This is a genomic window from Herbaspirillum chlorophenolicum (assembly GCF_001189955.1).
GTDB lineage: Bacteria > Pseudomonadota > Gammaproteobacteria > Burkholderiales > Burkholderiaceae_D > Herbaspirillum > Herbaspirillum chlorophenolicum.
Map to the genome: position 1 here is coordinate 60,019 of NZ_LFLT01000014.1, position 21,528 is coordinate 81,546.

23 protein-coding genes and 1 pseudogene are annotated in these 21,528 nt (G+C 61.2%); 10 read left to right on the forward strand and 14 right to left on the reverse strand.

What is annotated here, in order from left to right:
* Positions 1-90: 90 nt before the first annotated feature.
* The gene (locus AKL28_RS11030) at positions 91-705 is read left to right on the forward strand and encodes a glutathione S-transferase family protein (RefSeq protein ID WP_050468190.1); all 615 of its coding nucleotides are present in this window, start codon (positions 91-93) and stop codon (positions 703-705) included.
* An 86-nt stretch (positions 706-791) separates the two neighbouring features.
* On the opposite strand, the gene bfr is transcribed toward AKL28_RS11030, so the two are convergent.
* The 9 genes and pseudogenes from bfr to AKL28_RS11070 all read right to left on the reverse strand — a co-directional run bounded on the left by bfr (position 792) and on the right by AKL28_RS11070 (position 6,215).
* Positions 792-1,271: a bacterioferritin gene (bfr, locus tag AKL28_RS11035; protein ID WP_050468191.1), complete on the reverse strand. Its 480-nt coding sequence runs from the start codon at positions 1,269-1,271 to the stop codon at positions 792-794.
* A gap of 344 nt (positions 1,272-1,615) precedes the next feature.
* Positions 1,616-2,032 (reverse strand): ExbD/TolR family protein, encoded by a 417-nt coding sequence (locus tag AKL28_RS11040; RefSeq protein ID WP_050468192.1) that lies wholly within the window; start codon positions 2,030-2,032, stop codon positions 1,616-1,618.
* A complete protein-coding gene (locus AKL28_RS11045) occupies positions 2,032-2,763 on the reverse strand; it encodes a MotA/TolQ/ExbB proton channel family protein (RefSeq protein ID WP_050468193.1) in 732 nt (243 codons plus the stop codon). The genes AKL28_RS11040 and AKL28_RS11045 overlap by 1 nt, the downstream gene beginning before the upstream one ends.
* Positions 2,764-2,794: 31 nt before the next feature.
* Positions 2,795-3,498: pseudogene (locus AKL28_RS11050) on the reverse strand (energy transducer TonB).
* Positions 3,499-3,507: 9 nt separating this feature from the next.
* On the reverse strand, positions 3,508-3,735 hold the full coding sequence (locus tag AKL28_RS23885; protein ID WP_082221446.1) for a (2Fe-2S)-binding protein: 228 nt from the start codon (positions 3,733-3,735) through the stop codon (positions 3,508-3,510).
* A gap of 30 nt (positions 3,736-3,765) precedes the next feature.
* Entirely contained in the window at positions 3,766-4,089 is a 324-nt protein-coding gene (locus AKL28_RS11055; RefSeq protein ID WP_050468194.1) for a hypothetical protein, read from the reverse strand.
* A 99-nt stretch (positions 4,090-4,188) separates the two neighbouring features.
* Positions 4,189-4,377 carry a hemin uptake protein HemP gene (hemP, locus tag AKL28_RS11060; protein ID WP_050468195.1) on the reverse strand — a complete coding sequence of 63 codons (189 nt, stop codon included), beginning with the start codon at positions 4,375-4,377 and terminating at the stop codon, positions 4,189-4,191.
* 203 nt (positions 4,378-4,580) lie between these two features.
* A complete protein-coding gene (mnmA, locus tag AKL28_RS11065; RefSeq protein ID WP_050468196.1) occupies positions 4,581-5,690 on the reverse strand; it encodes a tRNA 2-thiouridine(34) synthase MnmA in 1,110 nt (369 codons plus the stop codon).
* Positions 5,691-5,723: 33 nt separating this feature from the next.
* Positions 5,724-6,215: an NUDIX hydrolase gene (locus AKL28_RS11070; protein ID WP_050468197.1), complete on the reverse strand. Its 492-nt coding sequence runs from the start codon at positions 6,213-6,215 to the stop codon at positions 5,724-5,726.
* Positions 6,216-6,381: 166 nt separating this feature from the next.
* Between AKL28_RS11070 and AKL28_RS11075 the strand changes: the two genes are divergently transcribed.
* From AKL28_RS11075 to AKL28_RS11090, 4 genes are all read left to right on the forward strand, one after another.
* Positions 6,382-7,497, forward strand: a complete 1,116-nt coding sequence (locus AKL28_RS11075; RefSeq protein ID WP_050468198.1) for a Re/Si-specific NAD(P)(+) transhydrogenase subunit alpha — start codon at positions 6,382-6,384, stop codon at positions 7,495-7,497.
* Between the two features lie 108 nt (positions 7,498-7,605).
* Complete coding sequence (gene panD, locus AKL28_RS11080; protein ID WP_050468199.1) at positions 7,606-7,968, forward strand: aspartate 1-decarboxylase; 363 nt, start codon at positions 7,606-7,608, stop codon at positions 7,966-7,968.
* 55 nt (positions 7,969-8,023) lie between these two features.
* Positions 8,024-8,347: an NAD(P) transhydrogenase subunit alpha part 2 gene (locus tag AKL28_RS11085; RefSeq protein WP_050468200.1), complete on the forward strand. Its 324-nt coding sequence runs from the start codon at positions 8,024-8,026 to the stop codon at positions 8,345-8,347.
* A gap of 2 nt (positions 8,348-8,349) precedes the next feature.
* On the forward strand, positions 8,350-9,789 hold the full coding sequence (locus AKL28_RS11090) for an NAD(P)(+) transhydrogenase (Re/Si-specific) subunit beta (protein WP_050468201.1): 1,440 nt from the start codon (positions 8,350-8,352) through the stop codon (positions 9,787-9,789).
* Positions 9,790-9,895: 106 nt separating this feature from the next.
* Here the strand turns inward: AKL28_RS11090 and upp are convergent, their stop codons facing one another.
* The 5 genes from upp to AKL28_RS11115 all read right to left on the reverse strand — a co-directional run bounded on the left by upp (position 9,896) and on the right by AKL28_RS11115 (position 15,007).
* Positions 9,896-10,543, reverse strand: a complete 648-nt coding sequence (gene upp, locus AKL28_RS11095; RefSeq protein ID WP_050468202.1) for a uracil phosphoribosyltransferase — start codon at positions 10,541-10,543, stop codon at positions 9,896-9,898.
* A 104-nt stretch (positions 10,544-10,647) separates the two neighbouring features.
* Positions 10,648-11,796, reverse strand: a complete 1,149-nt coding sequence (locus AKL28_RS11100) for an FAD-dependent monooxygenase (protein WP_050468236.1) — start codon at positions 11,794-11,796, stop codon at positions 10,648-10,650.
* A gap of 106 nt (positions 11,797-11,902) precedes the next feature.
* The gene (gene pepP, locus AKL28_RS11105; RefSeq protein ID WP_050468203.1) at positions 11,903-13,249 is read right to left on the reverse strand and encodes a Xaa-Pro aminopeptidase; all 1,347 of its coding nucleotides are present in this window, start codon (positions 13,247-13,249) and stop codon (positions 11,903-11,905) included.
* Positions 13,246-13,962, reverse strand: coding sequence for an N-acetylmuramate alpha-1-phosphate uridylyltransferase MurU (gene murU / locus AKL28_RS11110; protein ID WP_050468204.1), 717 nt, complete (start codon positions 13,960-13,962; stop codon positions 13,246-13,248). The genes pepP and murU overlap by 4 nt, the downstream gene beginning before the upstream one ends.
* Positions 13,963-13,975: 13 nt before the next feature.
* Positions 13,976-15,007, reverse strand: a complete 1,032-nt coding sequence (locus tag AKL28_RS11115) for an aminoglycoside phosphotransferase family protein (RefSeq protein WP_050468205.1) — start codon at positions 15,005-15,007, stop codon at positions 13,976-13,978.
* Positions 15,008-15,104: 97 nt separating this feature from the next.
* Between AKL28_RS11115 and AKL28_RS11120 the strand changes: the two genes are divergently transcribed.
* The 5 genes from AKL28_RS11120 (at position 15,105) to AKL28_RS11140 (ending at position 21,342) form a co-directional block, all read left to right on the forward strand.
* The gene (locus AKL28_RS11120) at positions 15,105-17,378 is read left to right on the forward strand and encodes an LPS-assembly protein LptD (RefSeq protein WP_050468206.1); all 2,274 of its coding nucleotides are present in this window, start codon (positions 15,105-15,107) and stop codon (positions 17,376-17,378) included.
* A 26-nt stretch (positions 17,379-17,404) separates the two neighbouring features.
* Entirely contained in the window at positions 17,405-18,889 is a 1,485-nt protein-coding gene (locus tag AKL28_RS11125; protein ID WP_050468207.1) for a peptidylprolyl isomerase, read from the forward strand.
* Between the two features lie 120 nt (positions 18,890-19,009).
* A complete protein-coding gene (gene pdxA / locus AKL28_RS11130) occupies positions 19,010-20,032 on the forward strand; it encodes a 4-hydroxythreonine-4-phosphate dehydrogenase PdxA (RefSeq protein ID WP_050468208.1) in 1,023 nt (340 codons plus the stop codon).
* A complete protein-coding gene (gene rsmA, locus AKL28_RS11135; protein WP_050468209.1) occupies positions 20,029-20,811 on the forward strand; it encodes a 16S rRNA (adenine(1518)-N(6)/adenine(1519)-N(6))-dimethyltransferase RsmA in 783 nt (260 codons plus the stop codon). Before pdxA ends, rsmA begins: the two co-directional genes overlap by 4 nt.
* Before the next feature lie 162 nt (positions 20,812-20,973).
* A complete protein-coding gene (locus AKL28_RS11140; protein ID WP_050468210.1) occupies positions 20,974-21,342 on the forward strand; it encodes a hypothetical protein in 369 nt (122 codons plus the stop codon).
* Positions 21,343-21,528 lie beyond the last annotated feature (186 nt).

The following is a 21,528-nucleotide window of genomic DNA, read 5'->3' on the forward strand; positions in this document are numbered from 1 at the left end:
TCTGTTGCTTTCCGGCAGGCGGGGCCTGGTCCCTGAATTTGTGCCGAAGGCCGAATGCTATAATCGCTGCGGATAATTACTCTAAAGACTATGCTGAAACTCATTGGCTCTTACGGCAGTCCGTTCGTGCGCAAGGTGCGCGTCGTGATGGCTGAGAAAAAAGTCGACTACGAATTCATTTTGGAAGATGTCTGGAGTGCATCGACCACCATCCAGCAAAGCAACCCGCTGGGCAAGGTGCCTTGCCTGCTGATGGATGACGGCGGCGCCATGTTCGATTCGCGCGTGATCGTCGAATACCTCGATACCCTGACCCCGGTCGGCAAGCTGTTGCCGCCCAACGGCCGCGAGCGCGCCGAGATTAAGTGCTGGGAAGCGCTGGCCGATGGCCTGCTGGATGCCGCAGTGCTGGTGCGCCTGGAAAAGACCCAGCGCCCTACCAAGCAGCAGAGCCCGGAATGGATCAAGCGCCAGTGGAGCAAGGTGGAGGCATCCCTGAAAGCGATGGCCGATGGCCTGGGGGAAAAGCCGTTTTGCGTCGGCAACCACTATAGCCTGGCGGACGTCGCTGTCGGTTGCGCTCTGGGGTGGCTGGCTTTCCGTTTCCCCGATCTGGGATGGCGCGAAGAGTACCCGGAGCTGGTTCGCCTGTTCGACAAGGTGTCGGAACGGCAGTCATTCAGGGATACGGTGCCACAGGCCTGAGTTTGGGTCGGTGCATGGGTGCCGATGGATGTAAAAAACGCGCTTCTCTGAAGCGCGTTTTTTTGCAGCCGGACCATCCGTAAGGCTTACTCGCTGGCCGGGGACATCTGGCTTTGCAGGTAGTTCTGGATGCCGACTTTCTCGATCAGGTCCAGCTGGGTTTCCAGCCAGTCGATGTGCTCTTCGGTATCGTCCAGAATCATCTGGAACAGTTCGCGGGAGACATAGTCGCCGTGCTGTTCACAGGTGGCGATGCCTTCCTTGACGGTCTTGTGCGCAGCCTTTTCCAGCTTCAGGTCGCACTCGATCATTTCCTTGGTGTTTTCACCGATCATCAGCTTGTGCAGCGCCTGCAGGTTGGGCAGGCCGTCCAGCATCAGGATGCGGTCGATCAGCTTGTCCGCATGCTTCATTTCGCCGATCGATTCGGCGTATTCCTTCGCGCCGATCTTATCCAGGCCCCAGTGCTTGTACATGCGGGCATGCAGGAAATATTGGTTGATCGCGGTGAGCTCGTTTGTCAGTTGCGCATTGAGCAACTTGATGACAGCTGGATCGCCTTTCATGGGAACCTCTGAATTCGTTAGTAGATGAAGAAGCCGCGTACAGAATCTGAGCAAATGCACAGCGGATGTGCGGCGGCAAGAACGGACGCATCATAGCGCAGGCCTTTTGTTTCTTCATCATTAATTAGCGCGAATCATTCTTGTCATAATTCTTCGTTGCTTTGCGCCAGGAGGCAGTTGAAGGGACATCCATTGTGAATGCAGATGCCGTTTCCCCGCGAGCCTGCTCGGCCGTTTGGCGCAATTTGCCCGGAGCAGAAAAAGCAAAGCCTCCGTCGCATAGCGAGGGAGGCTTTGTTTGCATCGGGGATGGCCAAGCTGTGGGCCATCCTGAACCGTGCGGCTTACTTCTTTTCCGGCTCTGTCACGAAACCGATCTTGGTCAGGCCGCCGGATTGCGCAGCGGACATGACCTGGGCCACCTTTTCATATTGCGTGGTGCGTTCGGCGCGCAAGTGCAGCTCAGGTTGCGGTTGCTTTTGCGCAGCAGTGGCGATACGCATGCTCAGCTGATTGCTGTCGATCTTTTCTTCGTTCCAGAACACCTCGCCGGTCGCATCGATGGAGAGGTTGATGCTTTCCGGTTTGACTTCATCCGGCTGGCTGCTGGCCTTGGGCAGGTCGATCTTCACCGCATGGTTCATCACCGGGATGGTGATGATGAAGATGATCAGCAGCACCAGCATCACGTCGACCAGCGGCGTGGTGTTGATCTCCGGATTGAAATCGTCGTCCGAATCGGACAGTGAACCCATGGCCATTACGCTCTCCCGACAGCGGACAGTTTGGCCTTAGCGCTGTTTTTTTCCGATTCTTCCGAAGCCGTGCGCGAACCGGTCACGAACAAGGCGTGCAGGTCGAAGCCGAACTTGTTCAGCTTGGCGATGATGGTCTTGTTGCCGCGCACCAGTGCGTTGTAGCCGAAGGTGGCGGGAATCGCCACGGCCAGGCCCAGCGCGGTCATGATCAGCGCTTCGCCGACGGGGCCGGCGACCTTGTCGATGCTGGCCTGGCCGGTGGTACCGATCGACACCAGCGCGTGGTAGATGCCCCAGACGGTGCCGAACAGGCCGACGAACGGCGCAGTCGAACCGACTGACGCCAGCACGGCCATGCCGGCCTGCAGCTTGCCGGAAGCTTCATCGATGGCCTGGCGCAGCGACAGGGTGACCCAGTCGCTGACCGACAATTGGTCGTGCAAGTGGCCCTTGTGGGCAGTGTGGTGGCTCATTGCAGTGACGCCAGCCTTGGCGACATCGGCGAACGGATTGTCGTCGCCCAGCGTGGCCACGCCTTCCGGCAGGCTGGTGGTATCCCAGAACTGATGGCCGGCGGCGTCCGATGCCTTGTTCAGGCGCAGCAGTTGGATCGCCTTGGTAACGATCACATACCAGGATGCAATCGACATGGCCAGCAACAGGACGGCGACGCCCTTGGTAACGAAATCCCCCTGAGCCCAAAGGCTTTCCAATCCGTACGGACTAACTTCCATGATGACTTCCTTTGCTACTGTTTATGAATGTTTATGAATTTAATTTGAAAGCAATGCTGCCTGTGGTGGCAACGACGATGGCTTTGCCATCCTCGATATACGGCTTGTACACAGCGCGCATGACAGCGCGGCGTGCTTCTTCGTCCAGCCGTGGATAGCCGGAAGACTTGATGATTTCAACCTTTTCGGCGCGGCCGCCGGTATTGACGGTCACCTTGAACTGGACTACGCCTTCTTCGCCCATGCGTTTGGAGACGGCGGGGTAGTTCACTCGTGGCGGTTCAATGTATTCGATGCCGGAAGTGATTTGCTTGGGCAAGACCGGGCCAGGCGGCGCAGCCGGCGCCGGGGCGGGCGCGGCTGCTACCGGCGGTGAAGGTTCTGCCGGCTGCGGCGGTTGCGGGGGCGCAGTGATTGCAGTTGGCGCCGGTGCTTGTGTCACCGGGATCGGCGGTGGCGGTGTGATGTTTTTCTTGACGGTCTTGACGAGATCTTGGGAGGCGTCGGTTCAGCCTTGGGCGGTGCCGGCTCCGGCGCTTTTTCCGGAACGATGAAGGTGGCGATCACTTCTTTGGGAATCGAGCTGGCAACTTGATGAACCAGGCCGCTTTGCAGGGCCCAGAAAAAGGCGATGTGCAAAAGGATGATCAGCCCGAGAGGGCCGATTTTTCGTGCCTGGCGCACCAACGCGCTGGGGGAACTGCTACTCATAACAGGAGGCGAAATTGCGTTCATGAATTTGACTTACGCAGCCGCCATCGATGCATGGAACATGATGGGGCGCGCATGTTGATGTGTTTGGGAGGCGTTGTTGAGACATTCGCGCAGGACGTGCTTGGCGCAAGAGTGACATTTGCCGCAGCAAGTGCCAACGCCGAGTTGCGTGCGCAACTCGGCCATGGACGTCAACCCTGCATCGACTGCCTGGTGAATCTTGCCTTCTGAGACATTGTTACAAACACATACGATCATTGTACGCCTTGCCGCCTGCTGTATCAGGCTTTATGCGGATCGCGCTCCTGCGACGATACGCGTGAAGAATTTGAATTTTTCCGGCTGAGGCATCGTACGTTCCACTACATTGCCCCATTGTTCCGAAAGCTGCTGGCAAGTCGCCCGCAGTACCGGCGCCAGGTTGGGCAATTCCGCCAGGGCTTTCAGGTGACGCTCAATGACTGACGCCAGTTTGACGCAGCTTTGGGTTTCCTGATTGTTGTTGGCGGTATAGTGAGACATCAGATGCAAGACGGCTGAAACCAGAAGTTCAGGCTGGGCCGGCGCGCCGTTGGGTTCCACGAAAGCAGAATTCATTTTGTCGGTAACCATCAAACTCTCCTCACTTGGCTAGCTTTGCTGGCTGAACGTCAGAATGGCCTCAACGTTGGCTGGCTTGTTTGTCCACCTTGCGCTTCAATTGCAACGGCATTACGCCGTCAGAATCAGTTTGTTCAATTGCGTCAGGCGCAATTTGTAAATTCGGCCGCCATGGTCGATTTCCAGTTCGCGCATCTGACGGAACAAATCCGTACTCTTGATGCGGGTGATCGGAGTACCGTTGGCAGTCGTGCCGGGCTTGTTGCGACGGTCCATGCTCTGTTCGTGCAGTTGGCTCATAACACCTCCTATTAAATGCGAACAATTCTTATTTAGATTATTTGCCATTTGCAGCCAGAATGCAAGTCCTTTTATCAATGAGATTGATTATTTTTATCGATTAGAGATTTCCTCGCGACAGCATTGACAGATTTTCTTGCCGAAAAGAAAACGCCCCGCAGCGGAAACGCTGGCGGGGCGTGTTTTATTGCTTTTTTGGAAATTTATTTGGCGATGGCGCTGCCGCTCTCGATGATGCCGCCACCCAGGCAGATGTCGCCGTCGTACAGCACCGCGGATTGGCCAGGGGTGACCGCCCATTGCGGCGTATCGAAGCTGAGCGAGAATTGCCCTTCGCCGGCAGCGAAGCCGCAGGGCACGTCAGCCTGGCGGTAGCGCGTCTTGGCCGACAATGCCTCCTTTTCCGGTGCGCCGCCGGCTACCCAACTGATCTGGCCGGCCGACAGCGTAGGCGACAGCAGCCAGGGATGGTTGTGGCCTTGCACGATATACAAGGTGTTGTTTTCCACATCCTTGCGTGCCACGTACCAGGCGTCGCCGTGGCCGTCGGCATTTTGGTGCGCCTTCAGGCCGCCGATGCCGATGCCCTTGCGCTGGCCCAGCGTGTAGAAGGAGAGGCCGACGTGCTCGCCCACGGTATCGCCGTCGGCGGTCTTGATCGGGCCGGGCTTGTACGACAGGTAGCGGTTCAGGAACTCGCGGAAAGGGCGCTCGCCGATGAAGCAGATGCCGGTCGAGTCCTTCTTCTTGGCGTTGGGCAGTTGCAATTGCTCGGCGATCTTGCGCACCTCGGTCTTGTGGATTTCGCCCAATGGAAACACGGTGCGCGAGAGCTGCTCCTGGTTCAGGCGATGCAGGAAGTAGCTCTGGTCCTTGCTGGCGTCGATGGCCTTGAGCAGTTCGAAGCTGCCGGCGTCATTCTGGCGCACGCGCGCGTAGTGGCCGGTGGCGATCAGGTCGGCGCCCAGCTTCATGGCGTGGTCCAGAAAGGCCTTGAACTTGATTTCCGCATTGCACAGTACGTCCGGGTTGGGCGTGCGGCCGGCCTGATATTCGCGCAGGAATTCGGCGAATACGCGATCCTTGTATTCGGAGGCGAAGTTGACCGCTTCGATGTCCACGCCGACCACGTCGGCTACGCTGACGGCATCGATCCAGTCTTCGCGCGTCGAGCAGTATTCCGAATCGTCGTCATCTTCCCAGTTCTTCATGAACAGGCCGATGACTTCATAACCTTGCTGCTTCAGCAGCCATGCCGAAACCGACGAATCCACGCCGCCCGACATGCCGATGACTACTTTTTTCTTACTCATGATGATGTTGCTCGCAAATGGCGGGAATCAATGTCAATGGTCTGCCAGGCTGCCGATCGCGCTCGGATCGGCGTGCACCAGTTCCAGCGGCGCCCGCTGGCCGCGCAGATAGTCGTCCACGCAGCGCAGCACCAGTGGGCTGCGATGGCGTTCGGTGCAGGTTGCCAGTTCGTCGCGCGTCATCCAGACGGTGCGCAGGATGCCTTCATCGAGCACGCGATCCAGTGGCTCGCCCACGCTGCCGGCGAAGGCGAAGCGCAGGTAGGTCACGCTCATGCCGCCGCGCGACGACACTACATTGCGCGACAGATAGGTGCCTACCAGCGCCGTCGGCGCAAACACCCGCGCAGACTCTTCCAGCGCCTCGCGCACGACCGCGTCCAGCAACGATTCTCCCGGCTCCAGGTGCCCGGCCGGCTGGTTGATGCGAATGGCGCCGCCGCTTTGCTCCTCGACCATCAGGAAGCGGCCCTGTTGCTCGATGATGGCGGCGACGGTGACCGAAGGTTTCCAGACTTCAGACATTGATTACCTCGTGAATTCGCCATTTTACCGCGTCGCGCCAGACTCTTCAGCGCAAAGCCCCGCCACAGGCGGATTCCCTGCTTACCGTAATGCCCTAGTAAAGTTATTGGGTTTCAAATTTTGTCGTGTAAGATTCGGGTAAGAATCAACAAAACAGGAGCTTTGAATGAGGATAGGTATTCCCGCCGAAAGTCGGGATGGAGAAACGCGTGTCGCGGCGACCCCCGAAACCGTCAAGAAACTGGTGGCCGCCAAACACGAAGTCATGGTCGAGTCGGGCGCGGGCGTCAAGTCCAGCATTCCCGATGATGCCTACGTCGCTGTCGGCGCCAGTATCGGTAGTGCCGACGCCGTCTATACCGCAGAAGTCATTCTCAAAGTGCGCGCCCCGAGTCAACAGGAGCGTGCGCAGATCAAAGCTGGAACTGTTGTCGTCGGCATGTTGAATCCCTTCGATGCCGATAACATCGCGGCCATGGCCGGCGCTGGGCTGACCGCCTTCGCTCTGGAAGCCGCACCGCGCACCACCCGTGCGCAATCGATGGACGTTCTGTCCTCGCAAGCCAATATCGCCGGTTACAAAGCGGTGATCATGGCAGCCAACACGTACCAGCGTTTCATGCCCATGCTGATGACGGCCGCAGGCACCGTCAAGGCAGCGCGCATGCTGATCATGGGAGCCGGTGTGGCCGGCCTGCAGGCGATCGCTACTGCCAAGCGGCTGGGTGCGGTGATCGAGGCATCCGACGTGCGTCCGGCGGTCAAGGAGCAGATCGAGTCGCTGGGCGCCAAGTTCCTCGACGTGCCGTTCCTGACCGACGAGGAAAAGGAAATCGCCAAGGGCGTGGGTGGCTATGCGCGCCCGATGCCGCCCGACTGGATGAAGCGCCAGGCCGAACTGGTCCACGAGCGCGCCAAGCAGGCCGACATCATCATCACCACCGCACTGATCCCGGGCCGCAAGGCGCCGGTGCTGATCAGCGAGGAAACGGTGAAGGCGATGAAGCCGGGCTCGGTGATCCTGGACATGGCGGTCGACCAGGGCGGCAACTGCCCGCTGTCGGAACCGGGCAAGACGGTCATCAAGCATGGCGTGCACATCATCGGCGAAGGCAACCTGGCGGCCCTGGTGGCAGCCGATGCTTCGGCCTTGTATGCGCGCAACGTGCTGGATTTCCTGAAGCTGATCATCGACGGCGAAGGCAAGCTGGTGATCAACCGCGAAGACGACATCGTCGCCGCCACGCTGCTGTGCAGCGGCGGCGAAGTCCTGCGCAAATAAGACAGCCTGCGTGCGCGTTGCGGCAACCATGGCCGCAACGCGTATGGCGGTTTCCATTCCGATTACGCGCCGGCACGGCCGGCGCACGCATTACAAGGGAAGAAGTACATGCAACGCATCATGCTGCGCGCCAAGATCCATCGCGCAACAGTCACCCAATGTGACCTCAACTATGAAGGCTCCTGCGGCATCGACGAGGACCTGCTGGAGGCCGCCGATATCCGCGAGTTCGAAAAAATCGAGCTGTACAACGTCAACAACGGCGAACGCTTCTCCACCTACGCTATCCGCGGCAAGCGTGGCAGCGGCGAGATCTCCCTGAACGGCGCGGCAGCCCGCCTCGCCCACCTGGGCGATCTGCTGATCATCTGCACTTATGCACCCATGACCGATGATCAGGTCGCGCAGTACAAGCCCAAGGTCGTCTTCGTCGACGACAAGAACCGCATCACCAGCCTGAAGGCGATCTGACCCCAGCGATCTGACCCGCGATGCCAACATCGCGCAATAACGAGAGGAACAAGAAATGGAAGTCAGCCATACCATCATCAACCTGATCATCTTCGTGCTGGCGATCTACGTCGGCTACCACGTGGTCTGGACCGTCACCCCGGCGCTGCACACGCCGCTGATGGCGGTCACCAACGCCATCTCGGCGATCATCATCATCGGCGCCATGCTGGCTGCCGGCCTGACCGAAGGCCCGGTGGGCCGCATCGCCGGCACGCTGGCCGTGGCCCTGGCTGCGGTCAACGTCTTCGGCGGTTTCATGGTGACCCAGCGCATGCTGGAAATGTTCAAGAAGAAAGAGCCCAAGGCCAAGGCCGCGGCAGACAAGGCGGGAGCATAAGCATGAGCATGAACCTCGTTACCCTGCTGTACCTGATCGCCTCGATCTGCTTTATCCAGGCCCTGAAAGGCTTGTCGCACCCGGCCACCGCGCGCCGCGGCAACACCTTCGGCATGGCCGGCATGACCATCGCCGTGCTGACCACGCTGGCCCTGATCGTCAAGCTCAAGGGCGAAGGTATCAACTCCTCGGGCGACATCGGCTATGTGCTGGTGGCGGCCGGCGTGATCGTCGGTGGCGGTATCGGCGCCTACCTGGCGCGCAGCGTCGAAATGACCAAGATGCCTGAACTGGTCGCGGCGATGCACTCGCTGATCGGCCTGGCTGCGGTATGTATTGCGGTCGCTGCCGTGGCCGAACCGTGGGCGCTGGGCATCTCGGCGCATGGCGCACTGATCCCGGTGGGCAACCGCGTCGAACTGTTCATCGGCACGTTCGTGGGCGCCATCACCTTCTCCGGTTCGGTGATCGCTTTCGGCAAGCTCTCGGGCAAGTACAAGTTCCGCCTGTTCCAGGGCGCGCCGGTGAACTTCTCCGGCCAGCATTTCCTGAACCTGCTGCTGGCGCTGGCCATGATCGGCTTCGGCGTGATCTTCGTGCTCACGCAAGACTGGCTGCCCTTCATCATCATGGCCGTCATCGCTTTCGTGCTGGGCGTCCTGATCATCATCCCCATCGGCGGCGCCGATATGCCGGTGGTGGTGTCGATGCTGAACAGCTACTCGGGCTGGGCGGCGGCAGGTATCGGCTTCTCGCTGAACAACCCGATGCTGATCATCTCCGGTTCGCTGGTGGGTTCCTCTGGTGCGATCCTGTCTTACATCATGTGCAAGGCAATGAACCGTTCGTTCTTCAACGTGATCCTGGGCGGCTTCGGCGGCGAGGCTGCTGCGGCAGGTGGCGGCGAGCAGCAGCAGCGTCCGGTGAAGTCCGGTTCGGCTGACGACGCAGCCTTCCTGATGGGCAATGCAGAGACCGTGATCATCGTCCCCGGCTACGGCCTGGCGGTGGCGCGCGCGCAGCATGCGCTGAAGGAGCTGACCGAGAAGCTGACCCACAAGGGCGTGATCGTGAAGTATGCGATCCACCCGGTCGCGGGCCGCATGCCGGGCCACATGAACGTGCTGCTGGCCGAGGCCGAAGTGCCATACGACCAGGTGTTCGAGATGGAAGACATCAACAGCGAGTTCGCACAGGCCGACGTGGTGCTGGTGCTGGGCGCCAACGACGTGGTGAACCCTGCAGCCAAGGACCCGAAGTCGTCGATCGCCGGCATGCCGATCCTGGAGGCCTACAAGGCCAAGACGGTGATCGTGAACAAGCGTTCGATGGCGGCCGGTTACGCAGGCCTGGACAACGAACTGTTCTACATGGACAAGACCATGATGGTCTTCGGTGATGCCAAGAAGGTCATCGAGGATATGGTCAAGGCAGTGGACTGAGTTTTTGTTCCGCCATGAAAAACGCCGCCGCGAAGCAATTCGCGGCGGCGTTTTTTTGTGTCCTGGCTATCTGTCGCCTCTGCTTGCGCAGGAGGTGACTGCGCGTTTATTTGGTGCCGAAAATGCGATCGCCTGCATCGCCCAAGCCGGGGACGATGTAGGCATGGCTGTCCAGGTGCGAGTCCAGCGAAGCCACATACAGTTTCACGTCCGGATGCGCATCGGTGAACACCTTGACGCCTTCGGGCGCGGCCACCAGCGCCACGAACATGATGTGCGCGGCCGGTACGCCGCGCTTCTTGAGCGCATCTACGGCGTAGACGGCAGAGTTGCCGGTGGCGACCATCGGGTCGCACAGGATCATGGTGCGGTCCTGCAGGTCCGGCAGGCGGACCAGGTATTCGACCGGCTGGTGGTTCTCGTCGCGGTAGACACCGATGTGGCCTACGCGTGCCGACGGGATCAGCTCCAGCAAGCCGTCGCTCATGCCGACGCCGGCGCGCAGCACCGGCACGATGGCCAGCTTGCGGCCGGCGATCACGGGGGCTTCGTAGGTTACCAGCGGAGTCTCGATGGTTTCGGTGGTCAGCGGCAGGTCGCGCGTGATTTCATAGCCCATCAGCAACGTGATTTCGCGCAGCAGGTCGCGGAAGGTGCGGGTGGACGTGCGCTTGTCGCGCATGTGCGTGAGCTTGTGCTGGATCAGCGGGTGGTCGAGGATGAACAGGTTCTTGAAGCGCGGATCTTGTTTCATGGCAGAAAGCAGTTGGGCTGTGTTGATGCGGCTCCGGGCCGCGATGGCGGCATTGTCTCATGCCGCGGCCCGGGGCGGAATCGCACCGTCTTGACGGAAGGCGCCTAGCGTCGGCCGAACATCATCTGCCCGGCCAGCAGGTCGCGTGCCGCGGGCAGCAGGTCGATCGCACCCAGCGACAGGCCGAGCAGCGCTTGTGCCGGCGTGCCTTGCGGCGCGCTGGCGAAGATGCGGGCCATGAGGTCGGTCAGGCGGATGGTCAGGTCGCGGTCCAGGCCGCGGCTGCGCTCGAATTGCTGGAATGCCTCGGGCGTCAGCCCGCGCGCCAGGATGTCGGCCAGTACCTTGGCGTCGCGCAAGCCAAGGTTGAGGCCTTGGCCGGCAACTGGGTGCAGCGTTTGGGCGGCATTGCCGATGGCCGCGACGCGGCGCATCTGGCCGGGTTTGGCGTTCAGGCCCAAAGGATAGGAGTGGCGCGGCCCGGTGCGGGTGAAACGGCCGACGCGGCCGCCGAAAGCCTGGTGCAGGGCGGCCAGGAAGGCGCCGTCGTCCAGCGCCAGCAGGCGTTCGCCAGTGGTGGGCCGTACGCACCAGACCAGCGCGTAGCCATCGTCTTGCGGCAGCAGTGCCAGCGGGCCTTCATCGGTAAAGCGTTCGAAGGCGCGATGTGCGATGGCCTGGTCGGCATGCACATGGGCGATCAGCGCCAATTGCTGATAATCGCGCTGCACGCTTTTCTGCGTTTGTTCACCGAACACGCCACCTTCAGCCTGGATCGCCAGCGTCGCGCGCAACACCCGGCCATCTTGCAGCGAGACGGCGACGTGGTCGTCTTCCTCCGCCAGCGCGACGACTTCGGCCGGGCGGAACAGGTTCAGGCCCAAGCCACCGGTAGCCGCCGCCAGCGCCTGGTTGACGCTGCCGTAGCGGGCGACATAGCCCAGCGCGGGCAAACCGTAATCCTTGCAGTCGAGCAGGGTGCGTCCGAAATGGCCGCGGCGCGAGACGTGGATCTGCTCGATGGCGGTCGCTGTTTTTTCCACGCCATTCCACCCGCCCAGTTCTTCCATGATCTGGCGGCTGCCGTAGGAGAGGGCAATGGTGCGCGGGTCGGCAGCGGCCTGCTCCGGTGTTTTCAGGTCGACCAGCGCGATGCGCGCGGCATCCAGCCCGCGGCGTGCCAGCAGGCCGGCGGCGCAAAGGCCTACCGGGCCGCCGCCGCAGATGATCAGGTCGAAGTCGACGGTGTGCATGGTGTGGGAAGGGATGTCGAGTGGTGCGATGGGATATCGGTTCACCATTGTAACGAACCGCCATGCACCGGGATTGATCCGGCGCATGGCTTGCCGTGACGCAGGATCAGCCCTGGCGCATCAGCGCTTCGATGTCGTCGACCTTGCTCGGCACGCCGGTGGTCAGCAGTTCGCAGCCGGTGGGCGTGACGTGGGCATCGTCCTCGATGCGGATGCCGATGTTCCAGTACTGCTCCGGCACGCCTTCGCCGGGGCGCACGTAGATGCCTGGCTCGACGGTCAGCACCATGCCCGGCTGCAGCGTGCGCCAGGGCTTGCTGCCGTCGGCGGCCGGCGGGTCGCGGTAATCGCCGACATCGTGCACATCCATGCCCAGCCAGTGGCCGGTGCGGTGCATGTAGAACTGGCGGTAGTCGCCTTTCTCGATCACGTCTTCCAGCGAGCCGAGCTTGTTCTTGTCCAGCAGGCCGGTGTCGAGCATGCCTTGCGCCAGCACGCGCACGGCGGCGTCGTGGCCATCCATGAAGCGCTTGCCCGGCGCGGTTTCGGCGACGGCGGCGTTTTGCGCGGCCAGCACGATTTCGTACAGTTCCTTTTGCGGGCCGGAGAATTTGCCGTTGGCCGGGAAGGTACGGGTGATGTCGGAGGCGTAGCTGTCCAGTTCGCAGCCGGCGTCGATCAGCACCAGGTCGCCGTCCTTCAGTTCGGCATCGCCGGCGCGATAGTGCAGCACGCAGGAATTGGCGCCGGTGGCGACGATGGAGCCGTAGGCCGGGTATTGGGAGCCGTTGCGGCGGAATTCGTGCAGCAGTTCTGCTTCCAGGTGGTATTCGCGCAGGCCGGGGCGGGAGAGGCGCATGGCGCGGCAATGGGCTTCGGCCGAGATCACGCCGGCGCGCTTCATCAGGTCGATTTCGAAGGCGTCCTTAAACAGGCGCATGTCGTCCAGCAGGACGCTGACGTCGACTACCGAACCGGGTGCCGCCACGCCGCTGCGCGAGAGGGCGCGCACGCCTTGCAGCCAGCGCTGCAACTGGGCATCGCGGCGGTCGTCATGGCCCAGCGCGTAATAGACGGCGGGAGCGTCGGCCAGCAGCGCCGGCATGCTCTTGTCGAGTTCGTCGATGGGATGGGCGGCGTCGAAGGCGAATTCCTGCTGCGCCGCCTGCGGACCGAAGCGGTAGCCGTCCCAGATTTCGCGTTCGAGGTTCTTGTCGCGGCAGAACAGGATGCTGCGGTTCTCCTTGCCTGCCACCAGCACCACCACCGCCTCGGGTTCGGTGAAACCGGTCAGGTAGTAGAAATAGCTGTCGTGGCGGTAGGGATAGTCGGCATCGCGGTTGCGCATGACTTCCGGCGCGGTCGGGATGATGGCGACTCCGCCGCCGGCCTTCTGCATGCTGGCGATCAGGCGGGCGCGGCGTTCGGCGAAGGGCGTGGCGTTGAAGCTCATGGACGTATGCCTCCTGGCGGCTGATTGAGTGCTTCCAGTTGATCGATGGTGCCGACGTTGTGCCAGTCGCCGCGGTAGACGTCGCCGCCGACCTGGCCGCGCGCGGCATATTCGCGCAGCAGCGGGCCGAGCTTGGCGCGTTCGCCGGGTGCAATCGCATCGAACATCTGCGGACGATAGACGCCGATGTTGGCGAAGGTCAGTTTATTCTCGCCTTCATTGGCGATGGAAAAGTTGCTGAGTGCGAAGTCGCCATCCGGATGAAACGGCGGATTCTTGACCAGCCAGATCCAGGCCACGTCGCGTTTATCCAGCGGCAACGGGTTGCCCCATGGGTCTTCATCTTCCAGTACTGTCTTGACCTGCTCGTAGTCGAAATGCGGACACCAGATGTCGCCCGAGACGGCCACGAAGGGCGCTTCGCCCAGCAGATGGCGCGCCTTGGCAATGCCGCCGGCGGTTTCCAGTGCAGTGTCTTCGGGCGAGTAATGCAATTGTGCGCCGAATTTGCTGCCGTCGCCCAGCGCCTCTTCGATCTGCTGGCCCAGATGGGCGTGGTTGATGACGATCTCGGTGATGCCGGCGCGCACCAGAGACAGGATCTGCCATACGATCAGCGGGCGGCCGCGTACTTTCAGCAGCGGCTTGGGGCAGGTGTCGGTCAGCGGGCGCATGCGTTCGCCGCGGCCGGCTGCGAAGATCATGGCTTTCATGTGCGTCGCGCCTTCAGAATGTATAGCCGAACTTCGGCGCGTGATCCTGCTCCAGTTTTTCGATCAGGCGCACCAGCGGCGTGAAGGCCACGTAGCGGCGCGCGGTCTTGAGCGTGTAGTCCATCACCAGCGGCATGTCCTTGAGGTAAGCGTCCTTGCCGTCGCGGTGGTACAGGCGGGCGAAGATGCCCAGCACCTTGAGGTGGCGCTGCAGGCCCATCCACTCGAAGTCGCGGTAGAAGCTGTCGATGTCCGGCGCCACCGGCAGGCCGGCGCGGCGCGCTTTTTCCCAGTAACGGATGGCCCAGTCCAGCACCAGCTCCTCGTCCCACTGGATGTAGGCGTCGCGCAGCAGCGAGACCAGGTCGTAGGTAATGGGGCCGTAGACCGCATCCTGGAAATCCAGGATGCCGGGATTGCCCGTGGGGAGCACCATCAGGTTGCGCGAATGGTAGTCGCGGTGCACGTAGACCTGCGGCTGCGCCAGGTTGTTGGCCAGGATGGCGTCGAAGGTCTTGGTCAGCACCGCGTTCTGTTCATCGGTCAGCGTCACGCCCAGGTGCTTGCCGATATACCACTCGCGGAACAGTTCCAGTTCACGCAGTAGCAGCGCCCGGTCATACTCGGGCAGGGTGTCGGGCCGGCTTTGCGCTTGTAAAAGTACCAAGGCATCGATCGCATCCATGTATAGTTTGGGCGCGCTGCCTGCGGTGAGCTGGTGCAGATAGGTAGTCGAGCCCAGGTCGGTGAGCAGCAGGAAGCCGCGCTCAATGTCCTGCGCCAGGATCTTCGGCACCGTGACACCGGTGGCGCCGAACAGACCGGCGACATGGATGAAGGGGCGTACGTCTTCCTGCGGCGGCGGTGCATCCATCACGATGGCCGTACCGCCGTCCGGTGTATCCACCCGGAAATAGCTGCGGAAGCTGGCATCGGCCGATGCCGGGCGCAAGGTGGAAGACACCACCGGAGTTGCGGCAAGGGTATCGAGCCAGGTTTGTAAATCGGATAAACGGCGATCGGGGGAAGAGCTTGGGGAAGACATGAACTATCTGAGGAATTCGTTTGATGTGGGTGAGTTCCCATATAATAAGGGATTAACTTCAAAAAATCCGCCTGCACGGTGTCTTGCCACTCTTTTCATGATCCGGTTTTCCAAGTCTCTCTCTGAACGCACTGTCAATTGGCGGTTGGCGCGCCTGCTTTCGTCGGCGGTGATGGCATCTGCCTCTGGCTTGCTGCCACTCGCGGTGCATGCGCAGATGACGGCTCCCAAGCCGGCTGCGGCACCGGTCGATGACAAGGACGCTCCCGTCAATGTGAGCGCCGAGCAGATGACCGGCCGCCCCGACCGCCAGGTGAACCTGGACCGGGACGTCGAAGTGGTCAAGGGCAGTACCACCATCAAGGCCGACAAGGCGGAATACCGCATCATCCAGGATGAGGTCGAGGCGACCGGCCACGTGTGGATGCAGCGGCTGCAAGACCAATACACTGGCGACCATGCGCAGATGAATATGGAATCCGGCGCCGGTTTCGTGACCAACCCGACTTACCTGTTCGGCAAGAATGGCGGGCGCGGCAAGGCTGAGCGCATCGATTTTCTGTCCAGCGACCAGGCGCAGGTGACGCAGGGTACCTACAGCACCTGCGAGGCGACCGATCCCGACTGGTACCTGCGCGTAAATACCATGGACCTAGACAGCGGGCGCGATATTGGCACCGCGCATGGTGGCTTGCTGTACTTCAAGGACGTGCCCATCCTTGGTTCGCCTTGGATGTCTTTCCCATTATCAGACGAACGCAAATCCGGCGTGCTGCCGCCGACCATCGGCATGACCAGTACCGGCGGTGCGGAAATCGCGGTACCTTATTATTTCAATCTGGCACCCAACTATGACCTGACCCTGGTCCCGAAATACATCGTCCGCCGAGGTCTGCAACTAGGGGCGGAAACGCGTTATCTGGGCGATACCTATTCCGGTACCACCTATGTGGAAGGCATCCAAGACCGTGTGACTGGCACTGGCCGCTATTCCCTGTCTTCGGTTCACAGCCAGACGTTGGCGCCGGGCCTGAGGCTCGCCTGGAACGTGAACAAGGCGTCCGACAACGACTATCCATCGGACTTTGCCCATACAATTACGGCCAGTACCCAACGTCTGCTGACGCGCGATGTGAGCCTGACCTACAGCAGCACTTACTGGAGTCTGTATGGTCATGTCTCCAAGTACCAGTTGTTGCAGGATGTTAATAACCCCATCACTAAGCCTTACGACCGTGTGCCGCAGATCGTTTTCGACGGCAACCGTTATGACGTCGGTGGCTTTGATTTTGCGACGACGGCAGATTTCACCCGCTTTTCCAGCGGCGACTTGGTCGGTGGCGACCGTGCCTTCATTACCCAGACTGTTTCGTATCCGTTCGTGCGCCCGGGCTACTTCATCACGCCCAAGGTCATTCTGGATGCCACCAGTTATCGCCTGAACAATGTCTCGCCGGGGCAGCCTGCCGATTTCAGTCGCACGGTGCCAACGGTGTCGCTGGATTCCGGCATGATTTTCGAGCGCGAATCCACGCTGCTAGGCCGCTCCATGACCCAGACTCTGGAACCGCGTTTGTTCTATGTGCGTACTCCGTATCGCGACCAGTCACAATTTCCCAATTTTGACTCTGGGCTGGCCGACTTCAATTTTGCGCAAATCTTCAGCGAAAACCGCTTCGTCGGGCATGACCTCATTAGCGATGCCAACCAACTGACCGCAGCCGTGACTTCGCGCCTGATCGAGGAAAATGGTCTGGAGCGCCTCCGCATGGCGGTGGGGCAGCGTTATTATTTCTCTGATCCCAAGGTTAGTATCAGCGGTACCGGAGCTACTACGCCGGGCAGCAAATCCGACTTGCTGCTGGCGCTGGGCGGTCAACTTTCCCAGCACTTCTCGACCGATAATGCGGTGCAGTACAGCGAGACTTTGCGGCAGATGGTGCGTTCCACCTTTGGCGTGCGTTGGCAGCCGGCTCCCAAGCGCGTGCTGAACCTGCAATATCGGTTGGATCGTACATATGTGAATTCTTATGCAGGCTTGCAGGATTCGCTCAAGCAGATCGACGTTTCCGGTCAATGGCCAGTGTCGCAACGCTGGTATGCTGTGGGGCGCGTCAACTACTCGATCCCAGATAAGACTGTAGCCGAAGGCCTGCTGGGGATGGAGTACAAGGCGGATTGCTGGGTGTTCCGTGTGGTAGCGCAGCGTATCCCCACTTCGTCCACCAAAGCATCGACCGGTTTCTTTTTCCAGTTGGAACTCAACGGCTTCTCCAAGATTGGCTCCAATCCGTTGGATGCGATCAAGAGCAGCGTTCCCGGCTATCAGAATGTGAATTTGCCGGATAAAACGTCGAACGACAACTTTTAACCCTTTCCTGACCCAAGTTCTTATCCATGCGTAATATGCGTACTCCACTCCTCGCAAAAACCAAAACAGTGACCGCGCTGCTGTGCATGCTTGGCGTGATCAGCAATGCGCATGCACAGTTTGCAACGACCATCGTCCCGGTCGCACCATCGGAAATGGCGCCGCAGACGCCGGCCAAGCCGGCCGCGAAGCCTGCTGCAGCACCTGCACCGGTGGCGACACCGCCGGCCGTGGCGCCGCTGCAGGCCCCAGCGGCCCGCGCATCCCAGGAGCCCAAGCCGGTCGACTCCATCATGGTGGTGGTCAACAACGAGGTCATCACGCGCCAGGAGGTGGCTGAGCGCCTGGCCAGCGTCGAACAGCGTATGGCTGCGCAGAACGCGCAAGTGCCTCCGCGCAATCAATTGGTGCGCCAGTTGGTCGAGCGCATGATTATCGAGCGCGCCCAGGCGCAAATGGCCAAGGAAAACGGCATCGTGGTCGATGACACCATGCTGGACCGCGCCATGCAGCGCATCGCCGAGCAGAACAAGATGTCGATGCCTGAGTTCCGCGCCCGTCTGGAAAAGGAAGGCCTCGTCTATGCGTCCTTCCGCGAAGAGATCCGGCGTGAAATCCTGGGCCAGCGCCTGCGCGAGCGTGAAGTCGACAATAAGGTCATCGTGACCGAATCCGAAATCGACAATTACATGGCCGCCGAAGCCAATGCCGCTGGTGGCGGGCACCAAGAACTGGACATTGCCCAGATCCTGGTCCGCGTACCCGAGAATGCCACACCGGAACAACTGGCTTCGCGCCGCGAGCGGGCTGAAGACGTACTGCGCCAGTTGAAGACCGGCGCCGACTTCGCCAAGACGGCCGCGACTTATTCCGACGCAGCGGATGCCTTGACCGGCGGCGATCTCGGCTGGCGTCCGGCCGAGCGGTTGCCGCAGCTGTTCCTGGATGGCGTGTCCAAGCTGCAAGACGGGCAGGTCAGCGCGATCCTCAAGAGCGGCAATGGCTTCCATATCCTGAAGCTGGTTGGCCGCCGTACCGCCGACAACCAGCAAGCAGCAGTGCCGGCAGTCCAGCAGACCCATGTGCGCCACATCCTGATCAAGGTCAACCAAGTGGTCACCGCTGCCGACGCCAAGCGCAAGCTGACCGAACTGAAGGAACGCCTGGATCACGGTTCGGCCACCTTCGAAGAACTGGCCAAGCTGTATTCGAACGACTTGTCGGCGGCCAAGGGTGGCGACCTGGGATGGGTCTATCCGGGCGACACCGTACCTGAGTTCGAGCGTGCGATGGACCAGTTGAAACCGGGCGAGGTCAGCCAGCCGATCGAATCGCCGTTCGGCTTCCACCTGATCCAGGTGGTTGAGCGCAAGACCGACGACGCCTCCAAGGAACGTGCCCGCCAGGCGGCCCGCCAGGCCATCCGTGAGCGCAAGATCGAAGAGGCTACCGAAGACTGGATGCGCCAGATCCGTGACCGCGCCTATGTCGAGTACCGTAACGACGACTGATGCCACCGGCACGCGGCGCCCGTTGCAGACGGCGCCGTCTGGCGCCACCAGTATGCGACACTAGCAAGAAGCCGGCCCTGGCGCCGGCTCTTGCTTTTTTGACGAGAGATTTCCAACGCCATGAATCGACCCATCATCGCGCTCACCTGCGGCGAACCGGCAGGCATCGGCCCCGAAATTTCGCTGCGCGCGGCCTGGGAGCTGCGCGCCGAAGCGCGTTGCGTGCTGTTGGGCGATGCCGCTTTGCTGGCGCAAACCGCGCAGGACATCGGCCCGCAGATGCGGGTCGCCGCATTGTCGATACAGGCCTGGCGTAACGGCGGTTTGCCGAACTTCCCGGCCGATTGTCTGACCGTCATCGACTGCCCGGCGGCAGAGCCGGTGCGTCCCGGCCAGCTTGATGCGCGCAATGGCCGCGCCGTACTGCAGGCGCTGGATTTGGCGGTCGAAGGGGCAATGAACGGCAGCTTTGCCGCGATCGTCACCGCACCGCTGCAAAAGAGCACCATCAACGACGCCGGCGTGGCGTTTACCGGCCATACCGAATACCTGGCGGAAGCCACGCACACGCCGCAAGTGGTGATGATGCTGGCCGGCGGTGATGCGCCGCATCTGCGCGTCGCGCTGGCGACCACCCACCTGGCCTTGAAGGATGTGCCGGCGGCCATCACCGGCGACAGCCTGGCGCGCACGCTGGACATCATCCAGGCCGATCTGCGCGCTAAATTCGGCATCGCGGCGCCGCGCATCCTGGTGACCGGCCTGAACCCGCATGCTGGCGAGAACGGCTATCTCGGCCGCGAAGAAATCGACGTCATCGCACCGGCGCTGCAGGCGGCGCAGCAGCGCGGCATCGATGCGCGCGGGCCGTATCCGGCCGATACGCTGTTCCAGCCCAAGTACCTGGAAGACGCCGACTGCGTGCTGGCGATGTACCACGACCAGGGCCTGCCGGTGCTCAAGTTCGCCAGCTTCGGCCACGGCATCAATATCACGCTGGGCCTGCCGCTGATCCGCACTTCGGTCGACCACGGCACCGCACTGGACCTGGCCGCGCGCGGGCTGGGCCATGCCGACCACGGCAGCATGGTGGTGGCGATCCGCGCCGCCGCCGAGATGGCGCGCAACCAAGGCAAGAGATGAAACATATTCCCCGCAAACGTTTCGGCCAGAACTTCCTGACCGACGACACCGTCCTGTACGACATCATTCGTTCCATCGATCCCCAGCCGGACGACGCCATGGTCGAGATCGGCCCCGGCCTGGCGGCGATGACTTCCCTGCTGCTGGATTCCCTCAAGCATCTGCACGTGGTCGAGCTAGACCGCGACCTGGTTGAACGCCTGCAGAAACGCTTCGACCCGGCGCGCCTGACGGTGCATTCGGCCGACGCATTGAAGTTCGATTTCGGCAGTATCTCGGTGCCTGACGGACAGAAGCTGCGGGTGGTCGGCAACCTGCCGTATAACATTTCCAGCCCCTTGCTGTTTCATCTGGCGACCATCGCGCCGCAGGTGCGCGACCAGCATTTCATGCTGCAAAAGGAAGTGGTGGAGCGCATGGTGGCCGAGCCGGGCGGCAAGGCTTACGGACGCCTCTCGGTAATGCTGCAATGGCGCTACCACATGGAATTGCTGTTCGTGGTGCCGCCCACCGCGTTCGATCCGCCGCCGAAGGTGGATTCAGCCATTGTCCGCATGATCCCGCTGGCGCAGCCCATGCCCTGCGATGAGAATTTGCTGGCGCAAGTGGTTACCAAGGCCTTTTCCCAGCGCCGTAAAGTGATCCGGAACTGCGTGGCGGGTTTGTTCACCGAAGACGAATTGCGCCAGGCCGACGTCGATCCGCAGGCCCGCCCGGAAGCGGTGCCGGTGGAGCAGTTCGTGGCGCTGGCCAACCTGCTGGGCGGCCGTACAGCCTGACAATGCCTGCCTTGGTGCGTATCCGGTTGCAGAAAGTCACATTTGGGACGTGACTCGTAAGAACTGTAACCAAGTTTCAGAATCGATGGATTTCGAGATTTGCTGACATATAGTTGAATCGTGCCGCGACAACTTAGCGGACTTATTAGACAGGAGCCAATCATGGCCAGCAAAAAAATCGCAACGGTTCTGATCGCAACCACTCTTCTCGCATCGGCAGCTGTCGTCAGCGCGCCTGCCATGGCGCACGATCGCGGCGGCAATAACGGCGTCGCCATCGCTGCCGGCATCATCGGCGCGGTCGCCATCGGTTCGCTGATCGCCAATGCCGTTCCTTCACAGCCGGTTTACCAAGCACCTCCGCAGCAGGTGTACTACCAAGCCCCGCCGCAACCGGTTTATTACCAGGCGCCGCAGCGTGTGTACTACGAGCAGCCGAGCTATTACGCACCGCGTCCGGTGCGTTACGTAGAACGTACCGAAGTGCGCTCCTATCGCTATGACGACCGTCCGTACTACTACGGCCGTTAAGCGATGCGGTAAATCGCAGTCTTGAGGGAAAAACGGGCAAGCCTAGCGGCTTGCCCGTTTTTCATTGGGCTACAGATTCAGGTTCAAGCGCTTCGTGCCAACTTGATGAAAGCGTGCAGATAATCGATGCCCGCCGGCGAGAAGAATTGATTGTAAATATCCAGCGGTCAGCGAACCTTGCCGTTC